Raw genomic sequence first — 8,654 nt, forward strand, 5'->3', positions numbered from 1 at the left:
ACAGTCTAAGCAAATAACCCTTGCGCATATTGATCGCGGATGACTTTTTTATCAATTTTACCCACGCTGGTTTTTGGCAATTCCGTGATAAATTTCACATCCTGTGGAATACCGTATTTTGGCAAATGACCGCGCTCATACGCTTGCTGCGCAATCGCGATGATGTCTTCAGCTTTGGTGTCTTGATAATCGGGTTTGAGCACAATCAATGCCATCGGACGCTCACCCCAGCGCGCATCAGGAATCGCAATCACAGCAATGTCGGCAACGCTTGGGTGTAATGACATGATGGTTTCTATTTCAAGCGAAGAGATCCATTCACCACCCGATTTGATGACATCTTTTAGCCGGTCGGTGATTTTAACATTGCCTTTTGCGTCCATCCAACCGATGTCCTGGGTATGCAGATAACCGCCCTCCCACAGCTCGTTGCCTGCATCCTGATTTTTGTAATAACTCTGCGTCAACCAAGGTGAACGCACCACGATTTCGCCTGTGGATGTGCCATCGTTTGGCATACGTTTGCCGTTATGCCAGATTTGCAAATCGACCAATGGCACCGGTGAGCCAGACAAGCAGCGATGCTCAATTTGTTGCTCTTCGCTCATATGTTGGAATGTTTCATCAAAGCTGACAATGCTGATAATAGGACAAGTCTCTGACATACCATAACCCGTAGACACTTCGATGCCGCTGGCTACAGCCATTTTGGCAAGTCCTTGATTAAGCTTAGAGCCACCGACGACCATTTTTAAGCCATTGAATTTTTCTTGGCGTTTGTTGATTTCACCCAGTAGCATTTGCAAAATCGTTGGCACGCCATGGGTGGTGGTGACTTTGTGTTTTTTTACCAAGTCAACCATGGTGGAAGGCACATAGCGACCTGGATAGATTTGCTCCAGCCCTAGCATGGTTGCGACAAATGGAAACCCCCAAGCATGGACATGAAACATCGGTGTCATTGGCATATAGACATCCGAGTAGCGTAGCCCTTGACCTTCGACATTCAGCGCACAGCCAATTGCGACGACGAGCGTATGCAGGACGATTTGACGATGGCTAAAAAATACGCCTTTGGGATTGCCGGTTGTACCGCTGGTATAGAAGGTTGTGGCAATGGTGTTTTCATCAAAATCTTCAAACTCGTACTCATCGCTGGCTTGTGCTAGCATGGCTTCATATTCGCCTTGGGCGTATGGGGGCATTGGCGTGTTGTTATCATCCAACCAAATCACATGCTCGACCGATGGCGCATCTTGGGTATGGCTTTTGATCATCGGTGAAAATTCTGAATTTAACAGTAGCGCTTTTGGTTTGGCATGATTGATGGTATATAGCACTTTGTCTTCTGACAAACGCACATTGACGGTTTGCAAGATATAGCCACACATCGGGATGGCAAAATAACACTCCAAATAACGGTGTGTATCCCAATCCATGACTGCAACCACATCGCCTTTTTGTAGGTTTAAGCCTTTTAAGACATTGGCTAAGCGATTGACACGTTTGAAAAACTCATGATAGGTGTAGCTGGTTTTGTCGGCATAATGGATTTTTTTGTTGCCAGAGACCACTTTGGCACGAGACAATAAATTTTTGATAAGCAAGGGAAAATCATAAGCTTGGTCGGCTTGTAGGTAGTTTTCGTGCTGATTTAAAATAGCTGTCATAGAACATTCCTTTGTTGTGGTATAACCAACGAGTCAATCAAATATTGCTCGTCTAACTTTGCTGTGAGTACTTCCTTGTGAGTATTGACTATATACGAGCGCTATAGCCAATACAACCAAAAATATGAAACTTTCCAGTTCAATATGTTTCATATTTTTACGCTTTTTTTACACTTTGGTGAAAAAAATTTTATTATAGGGTTTTGATAGACTGCCTTTGCTATAATGCGCGTTACATATCCTCACTGAACGAAAAAATATGACCCAGCATTTTTGTTTGCCTAGCGATATCAGCCCCGAACAATTTTTGAGCGAGTACTGGCAAAAAAAACCACTGCTAATCAAGCAGGGCTTGCCGCAATTGGTTGGTATGTTTGAGCCAGACGATATCGTCGGACTTGCCCAAGATGAAGACGCCACTGCCCGACTCATTAGCGAAAATAACCAGCAATGGTCACTTAAAACCAGTCCTCTTACCGCCAAAGACTTTCAAAAACTGCCAAAACATTGGACGGTACTGGTGCAAAATATGGAACAATGGTCGCCAGCACTTGGCAACCTATGGCATGCGTTTGATTTTATTCCACAGTGGCAACGTGATGATATCATGGTGTCGTATGCGCCATCAGGTGGCAGCGTTGGCAAGCATTATGACAATTACGATGTCTTTTTGGCGCAAGGGTACGGCAAACGTCATTGGCAATTGGGCAAGTATTGCGACCAAACAACCCAATTTGAAGCAGGTCAACCGATTCGTTTGATGAATGAGATGGGCGAGCTGATATTTGATGAGGTGCTTGAGCCGGGCGATGTGCTATATGTGCCGACCAATCTCTCCCATTACGGGGTCGCCGTTGAGGATTGTTTGACTTTTTCCTTTGGCTTTAGGCGCCCTACTCCTTTACAGCTGCTCGATAGTTTGGCGGATGTCGCTACCCATTTTGATGATTTAGCCATTCCCCTCAAAATCAACCAACCCCCCGCAGTTGCAGGCGAGCTGTCGATAGCCAGCATTCAAGATATCAAAGCGCAGCTGATAGCGCTACTAAACTCTGAACTTGGCGATGAAATAATCACTCAAGCGATTAGCGAAACGGTAAGCAAACGGCAATATGAGCTGATGCTCCCTGACACGTATGCCGATATTGATGAGATACAAAGCGCCTTGGCAGCGGGTGCGGTCATCAGGCAAGATATGTCTAGCCGCATTATCTTTACCCAAACCCAAGCGGATTCACAAACTCAAGCAAAAATTTATGTCAATGGCTGTGTTATTGATTCGGATGATATGCCCGCTAACGCGCAAACACTCCTCATTCGGCTCGCCAATGGCGAATCCGTCGATGAGCAAATTTTGCAAGCAGCTGATGTCGAAACTGATATAATTTGTGACTGGATAGAAAATGGCTGGGTAGTGATTGATTACCCTGAAGAAATCATTGGATAACGAAAAAATATTATGAGCTATTATTTTGGGTTTACCCCTTCCGCAGAACTGAGCGCTACCATTGATAAGGCGTATGAGCTGATTGCTAGCAAAAGTAGCGAACGTTATGATGTTTATCGCGATAAAATCACCCAGTTGACCAGTAAAGAGCTGATGGATGCGCTACTGATTAAATTAATCGAATCGCTACCGGATGATTCAGAACGAAAAGCGCATTTGATTAAAACCGCAGCAACCATTGAAGCGACTAGCGATAAACTGATTAACACACTGTTAAGCCCTACAAAAAATGAAGATGTGTTACCCAGCTTTGATTTTTTTGACCAAAAAGTGTTAAAAAACACCCAATCGGGTGAACGTCGTATCTCAGTGCCACTCACTGACGAGCTTGCAAAGAGTTTACTGACTACCATACAAAACGTCCAAGCAGGTAACGGGCTTGAAGAGCAGCAAAATTTGATTCGCTTATTTGGCGAGCTAACCAAGGCCTGTTTGCAGCATTTCTTAGTTGACTTTACCAAAACGCTCAATTTAAATATGCTCAAACGCGCGGCGATTCCAGTGACCGATGGCATCATCGTCAAAGTCATTGATATCGCGCTACGCCGTTTAATCCCACAAATGCCACAAGAATCGCTGGAGCGTTTTACCAAACATTACCAAGCGTTAATATTTAACGATTAGGTATTGCTAACCGTTATTATTCAATTGGCTAAAACTGCGTTACAATAGCCCACTTATTTTTTTAAATTAATAGGTCCAGCATGAATCAACTTAGCAATCAGCAAATCGAAGAAGCGCTACGCAATTCTGAATGTCTCATCAGTAGCTTTGAAGTGAGTAGTGCTTACGAGCGTTTGGCAGCCAGTGTCAACCTGCACTATGCAGGTCAAAATCCCATTGTGATGGTGGTGATGAATGGCGGGTTGATTCCAGCAGGTCAACTGCTTACCCAGTTTACTTTTTATCATCGTATGTACTATATCCATGCTACCCGCTATCGCAACAACCAAGGCACCAATGAACTTGAATGGAAATTCAAACCTGAAATTGATTTGGCGGGTGAAGATATTTTATTGATTGATGATATTTTTGATGAAGGCATTACCTTAAAAGCGGTGGTGGACGAGCTGGCAAAAGAAAATCCAAAATCTATCCGCACCTGTGTGCTACTAAATAAACTCCATGACCGAAAAGTGCAAGAGTTTAAAGTTGATTTTGTGGGTCTCGATGTGGCAGATCGCTATGTGTATGGCTGCGGTATGGACTATCACGGGTATCTACGCCATATGCCAGGGATTTATGCGTTAAAAAATGTGTAAAACTGCTGGTCATCAATAAAGAGGTATCGCTAGATACCTTTTTTTATGGTGTATTTTTTTTAGAAGGTATCTCTTTATGATGTCTGTATTTATGACCTATCTTTTATAGGGTGTTGTTAAGATAATCAAATTGTAGTTGTAAGCCAGTTTGTCGCACGGCTTTTTGCGTCACAGCTAACTCAAAATTTTCTTTAGCGCTATATATGGATAAGGCGGATTTACTGCGCGTCACCGCTGTATAAATCAGCGCTTGGCTTAGTAGCCTTGTATGGGCTTTATCAATACAAATGGCAACCGTATGAAATTCTGAGCCTTGTGATTTATGGATGGTCATCGCATACGCATAGTCACAACTTTCACGGCTCAATCGCTGAATAGGTATTACTTTTTCTGCAAAACACGCGTATAGCTGCCCTTGGTACAACAGACAAATCGCAATATCGCCATTGAATAACCCCAACTGATAATCATTGTTTTGGATGATAATCGGTAAACCGTGATAAAAGTAAGCTTTGGTTCGAGTGATTTTGGAAAACTCGGTAAAAGCTAGGCTCATCTTTTGGTTGATTGATTGGGTGCCCAATTGTCCTTGATGCCCTGCACACAGAATGCGATACCTATCAAATACCTCAAACAACCCTTTTCGATTATTCGCTTCAAAAATATTGACAGGCTGGCTGTACCATTGCTGCATAAGCGCGAAAAATGGATGGTAAGGTTTCGCTAATTGGTTAAAAACAGCAGGCAAACTCGAAGACGCATCAATTGGGTAAAAAGGAATATTGGCTGTTTGCTGCTTTGTTTGCTGTTTTTTAGCAACCAAGTCGGTTGGATTTTCACTTTGAGATGGCTTGATTGATTGTAAATCAATGGGTTGCAGCAAACTATGGATTAGCTTTATTTTTTTAGGTGCAGGCAAATTTTGCTGAATGGCGAGCGCAAACTGACCGACAACTGAATTTGAATCAAAGCGTTTTGACTCGGTCAATTCCGTGATATAAGGCTGCAAACGCGTCACCGCGCACAAATCCGATAGAACCGACCCTGCATCTACCGCAGCCAGCTGATTGGCATCACCCAACAAAATCAGCCGACCCGTGGGTTTGATAGCATCAACCAACTGACTGGCAAGCTCAAGCCCTAGCATGGACGCTTCATCTACAATAATCAAATCATCGGGTAATGGATTTTTGGCGTGATAGCGTGGTATGCCATCACGACCAATACCCAACAGCCGATGTAAGGTTTTTGCATTGTCCAAAGTGATTTCTTCATCCTGCAAACTTTTTTGCAAGCTTATACGTAATGACTCTTGCATACGCTGCGCCGCCTTCCCTGTGGGTGCCGTCAAGGTGATAGATAAAGGCGGTAAATTAGGGTCCTGTTTTCTTTTATGCTCATGCCCCTTTTGCAGCGTGGTTACCAGTTTAGCCACGGTAAAAGTTTTACCGGTGCCAGGTCCACCGATAATAATACTCAGTGCGTGTTGACTCGACTTGTCGATGGCGAGTTGCTGCATCGCATTGGGCGCCAAACCATTATCGATGTCCTGTGATGATGATATACCACTAAACGCCGCCACTTTTCTATGGGCAATTTTCATCAACTGCTTGGCTAACGATTGTTCTGCATGCCATTGCCGATGTAGCCAGACCAGGTATTTATTTTCTGTTGCAGAAACTTCATCATCTGGTTGGGTGAGCTTTTGAATAATGATAGGTGTATTGGTGTCATGGTTGTATAACTCATCCCCGTTCGCGCCTATTACGCTTGCCCAGTTATTGGTCGTCAACGCTGCAATGAGTGATTTTTCTTCCTCATTGTTGACCGTCATTTCATACACGGTATGTCCTTCTGACAATTGTTCATTGATTTGGTCAAAAATTTGCAAGATTTTCGGTTTTTCTTTGGTTTTTTTGTTGTTATTTTGGTTTTCTTTGCTTAGGCTATTTTTATTTATTTTGGTGTTAGTTAGCTGTGATTTTTGCTGCTTGCGGTATTGAATAAAACTGGCTAATTGGGTTAATTTGGCAGTTTCTTCAATTGTAGCGGTTGGCTCAGTCGTATTTGTTTTCATAATAAATTCTTTATGCGTGATGGTTAATTTTAATTGCCATTGGGATAGCCGAACATATCATCGAGTGCCAAGATAAAGGCACTATCAAACTGTTTTATTAGTTTCCCACAGGTAGCGTGTTTGGGTGACATACCGCGTATAAAAGCATACTCGACCGCCCCCAAATGGGTATTAATGTCATAATTGGGTAGCCGCAGCTTGAGATAGCGATGCAGCGCTACTTGGTAAATGCTTGCTTGCAACCAATAACTATGTGTGGTCATCGCATCATATAATGCCGCTGGGTTATAACTGTCGAAATCATTGCCAAGATAATTGCTTTTATAATCGACGATAAAAAACTGTGTGCCGTGCTGATACACCAAGTCAATCTCCCCTTTGAGATACTGCCAAACCATGGTGTTGACTTCTTGGCTTTGCAATTGCAGTGGGATATCAAATTGGTGAAACAACGCGTTTAAGTCGCTAAATGACAAATGCTGGTTTAAGCGTAAATTAAACCCTAATTCAGCAACTTTTTGGTTGTGTTTGATATTGACCAGCGGGACTGCCGAAGCGGCTAACGGCGTATGGATGATGTCATCTAGCCAATCCACCAACGCGATATAATCCGGCTGCAAATCATCGATGTTGATATCATGCCAGTTGCCATACTGCCCTGCACTACTTTCTTTTGTAGAAAAATAATTGCTCGGCATTTGGTAGCGTCTTAATGTGCGATCCACCATGACTGACCAGCGTTTTAACTTGTCTGCTCTCACATCTTGTTGTGGTACAGCCAACTCAGGGGTTTCATTGTAGTTATTGGCGATGTCTTCTAAAACACTATGTAAAAAAGTACCCGGGTTTGTGCCTTTTTCAAAGTTAAATCTAATGGAATTAACCTCGTTACTTGGCTCCCCCCCTAGCCTACTATTGGGGATAGGTAATAAATTGGTTTGCGCCGCTGACAAAATATCATCATCTTGCCTGTCTTCGGCATTAACCACTGTGTCAACGCTGGTATGGTCGATATAACGAGACAATGCGGTAAAACTGGTATTCGCCCATCCCTTAAAGGTATCGATGGTGATGACTTTGATGATGTCATCGTAATCAATCTTACTGATAGCAGCGTTTTGCTCATTTTGCCTATTTGTTTTGGGTGTAAATTTTAGCTTTGAGTCATAGTATTTGCTTAGGCTATTTGAATCTATGATATGGGTTGTTTCAGTCAATGTTTCTTTGACAGCAAATTTTGCCAAATCGTCCATGAAAGGCGTCAAAGCAGAATTTTTCACCGCAGATTTTTTGGCGACAGTCACAAGATACACTTGTTCTTTTGCGCGGGTAAGGGCAACGTACAATAATCGCAATCGTTCCTCATAGGCAGATTGGTCTTCAATGGCGACATAATTGATTGGATTAATTGAGTTGTTATCGGCTATTTGGCTGGGTAATGCGGTCAATCGGCGGCTTAACAGCGGGTTATCATTGTTTTGAGTCAATTTTTGAGTGAATTGGGGCGCTGCTTGATGGGTGGTTTTTATACTATACAGATATAACGGCGCACCACGAAACTTGGCTTTACTCTCCCCGGTAAACCCAACCACAAACACTATCGGAAACTCCAAGCCTTTAGACGCGTGAACGGTCATCAGTTGCACCCCTTCATCAGATGGCAAGCGCTGCTGCGTTGACCAATCTTCTTTTGGCTGCTGTTGCACTTGGGCGCAGAACCACTCAAACAGTTGATGCTCGCCTACCTGTCCATTGAACTGGTCGCTAATAATATCTAACAACTGGCGCAAATCGATGAGCAATCGCTCGCCATTTGGATGTTTGGCAAGACGCTGCCAAAAATTGCGTGTGATTTGGTTGGGTAAAGTAAGGGGCTGATTGAGCAGCCATTGTATAGCGACCAAAAAACTGTGTTTTTGCCACAATTCGCTGGCGGTCAATACCAACTGCTGAATCTCAGCCAAACTGGTGTTTGTTGACGCTTGATGAGCTTGATGAGGCTGAGCTTGCCCTTGCGCCGCTTGGGTGTTAGTTTGATTAAGCGCGTCATACAACTGGTTGATTTGCTCAAGGGTCAGCTGAAAAAAACTAGACAACATCAAGGATTTTAATTTTGATTCGCTAAATGGCGTCAACAG

Annotated in this window: 6 protein-coding genes; 3 read left to right on the forward strand and 3 right to left on the reverse strand. The window is 43.3% G+C overall.

Translation table 11 applies throughout. The annotated features are described in order from the left end of the window. Positions 1 to 5 precede the first annotated feature (5 nt). Positions 6 to 1,670 (reverse strand): fatty acid--CoA ligase, encoded by a 1,665-nt coding sequence (locus RTR63_RS05045; protein ID WP_312523036.1) that lies wholly within the window; start codon positions 1,668 to 1,670, stop codon positions 6 to 8. A 259-nt stretch (positions 1,671 to 1,929) separates the two neighbouring features. On the opposite strand from RTR63_RS05045, the gene RTR63_RS05050 reads away from it, so the two are divergent. The 3 genes from RTR63_RS05050 to RTR63_RS05060 all read left to right on the forward strand — a co-directional run bounded on the left by RTR63_RS05050 (position 1,930) and on the right by RTR63_RS05060 (position 4,439). After that, positions 1,930 to 3,117, forward strand: coding sequence for a JmjC domain-containing protein (locus tag RTR63_RS05050; protein ID WP_312523038.1), 1,188 nt, complete (start codon positions 1,930 to 1,932; stop codon positions 3,115 to 3,117). A 12-nt stretch (positions 3,118 to 3,129) separates the two neighbouring features. Beyond that, a complete protein-coding gene (locus tag RTR63_RS05055) occupies positions 3,130 to 3,801 on the forward strand; it encodes a hypothetical protein (protein WP_100270010.1) in 672 nt (223 codons plus the stop codon). 80 nt (positions 3,802 to 3,881) lie between these two features. Continuing rightward, a complete protein-coding gene (locus tag RTR63_RS05060) occupies positions 3,882 to 4,439 on the forward strand; it encodes a hypoxanthine-guanine phosphoribosyltransferase (RefSeq protein WP_007115322.1) in 558 nt (185 codons plus the stop codon). Between the two features lie 103 nt (positions 4,440 to 4,542). Here the strand turns inward: RTR63_RS05060 and recD are convergent, their stop codons facing one another. Both recD and RTR63_RS05070 read right to left on the reverse strand, forming a co-directional pair. Beyond that, positions 4,543 to 6,516 carry an exodeoxyribonuclease V subunit alpha gene (recD, locus tag RTR63_RS05065; protein WP_312523042.1) on the reverse strand — a complete coding sequence of 658 codons (1,974 nt, stop codon included), beginning with the start codon at positions 6,514 to 6,516 and terminating at the stop codon, positions 4,543 to 4,545. A 29-nt stretch (positions 6,517 to 6,545) separates the two neighbouring features. Next, positions 6,546 to 8,654, reverse strand: a 2,109-nt coding sequence (locus tag RTR63_RS05070) for a 3'-5' exonuclease (RefSeq protein WP_312523044.1), incomplete at its 5' end; no start/stop codon positions are given.

The organism is Moraxella sp. CTOTU47724, assembly GCF_032014955.1.
GTDB classification, from domain to species: Bacteria; Pseudomonadota; Gammaproteobacteria; order Pseudomonadales; family Moraxellaceae; genus Faucicola; species Faucicola tetraodonis.

Bases quoted from the DNA above. Each gene is read 5' to 3' on its own strand.
- RTR63_RS05045 (WP_312523036.1), bottom strand. From the start codon at position 1,670: ATGACAGCTATTTTAAATCAGCACGAAAACTACCTACAAGCCGACCAA.
- RTR63_RS05050 (WP_312523038.1), top strand. From the start codon at position 1,930: ATGACCCAGCATTTTTGTTTGCCTAGCGATATCAGCCCCGAACAATTT.
- RTR63_RS05055 (WP_100270010.1), top strand. From the start codon at position 3,130: ATGAGCTATTATTTTGGGTTTACCCCTTCCGCAGAACTGAGCGCTACC.
- RTR63_RS05060 (WP_007115322.1), top strand. From the start codon at position 3,882: ATGAATCAACTTAGCAATCAGCAAATCGAAGAAGCGCTACGCAATTCT.
- recD (WP_312523042.1), bottom strand. From the start codon at position 6,516: ATGAAAACAAATACGACTGAGCCAACCGCTACAATTGAAGAAACTGCC.